At 41.1% G+C, this 1,293-nt stretch carries 1 protein-coding gene; it reads right to left on the bottom strand.

Going from position 1 to position 1,293, the window contains the following annotated elements; all coding sequences use genetic code 11:
• Nucleotides 1–21: 21 nt before the first annotated feature.
• On the bottom strand, nucleotides 22–1,212 hold the full coding sequence (locus H8B19_RS18815; protein ID WP_186508694.1) for an IS4 family transposase: 1,191 nt from the start codon (nucleotides 1,210–1,212) through the stop codon (nucleotides 22–24).
• Nucleotides 1,213–1,293 lie beyond the last annotated feature (81 nt).

Raw genomic sequence — 1,293 nt, 5'->3', positions numbered from 1 at the left:
ACCTGAAGGATCCCCACGAATTTAATTCCACAGTTTTCCCTTAGAGTGAACAATTTCCATTAGTTCTTTGAGCAGGAATAGGTGTATTAATTCTGGCTGTTTTCTCAATACTTGCAGGCCTAAATTGAACATAGATAATACTGCCCTGTCTCGTATAGTATTGGCTTGATAATGCTTATGTAACCCTACGCTAGTGGCTTTAATACCTATTAACCATAAAATATGAGTCGCTAAGAAGACAACCAGTAGTAATATTTCCAGACGCTGTTCAGTCCGACTTTTGGACTCTTTAAGACTTAATCCTATTCGCTGGTTTTTAGTATCTCTGAAGTTTTCTTCAATCTGCATACGCGTCGTATAGAGAGCGACAGCTTGATTTGACGATAGCTTTTCGTGTGGGATATTGGTGACTAAAAACCAAGGCTCTCTTTCCCTGGCACTATAACTTCGACTATTAGTACGCTGTGACACCCTTTTACCTTGGGTTCGCTTCGTTCTGCCTTGTAGCGGCTTCTTGTATAAATGAGCACAGCAAACTATCGCATTACGCTTGGCGAGCTCAATCCTCCCTAAATAAGTCGGATTGTTAGTTGCTAAGTCATTTAAACTGCGACAAGGTATCCACTTCTCAGTGTCTTGTGTCTTAAATTGGGTAAAGTGTCTAATGCGGCCAAGCCAATACCAACCCTTTCGTTGTACTTGTTTAAACCACGGGTTCTTGAATCCTGCATCTGTGATCAGAAGGGGTTGCACATCAGCAGGTAAGATATATTGCAAAACATCTAAGAAAGCTCCATGCACCTCTCTGTTGTGACTTTTATTCTTTGGATGTACTTCCTCATATAAGGTGATAGCACGGCCTTCACTAGCTAAGGATGCACGCAAAATATGAAAGCCAGCTTCTTCATTTATCTGAGACCAATCAATTAGTATTACTGGATAACTACCGACTTGAACAAATCTGCTAGCCAATGCTTTATAGATATCTTTTCTTTCTGATTGTAGGTGTGAGTTGCCCAGCAAGCGGTCAATCTTTTTGATGCAATGTTTTGTTTTTGCAGAGCTTATCAATGTCCTTCCCAGCCCAGTGAGTGAGCATTTTTGGTATTTGCAAGCAGTGTCTGTGACATCCAGTAATGCACTTAAACGCGCGTTATGGATATGAGGACAGGCGGTAGCTATTTCTTCATGTAATAATATGCAAGCATTCATGGTGGCTAGTGCTCTTGTAGGTTTGGCGACTGATCAGATCGCTAAAAGCCATGAATGTTCAATTTTGTGGGGATTCTTCAG

The organism is Neptunicella marina, from assembly GCF_014270035.1.
GTDB classification, from domain to species: Bacteria; Pseudomonadota; Gammaproteobacteria; order Enterobacterales; family Alteromonadaceae; genus Neptunicella; species Neptunicella marina.
This window is presented reverse-complemented; position numbering and strand designations above follow the sequence as displayed.

Excerpts from the sequence above, each read along its gene's own strand:
- H8B19_RS18815 (WP_186508694.1), bottom strand. The coding sequence starts at position 1,212 with ATGAATGCTTGCATATTATTACATGAAGAAATAGCTACCGCCTGTCCT.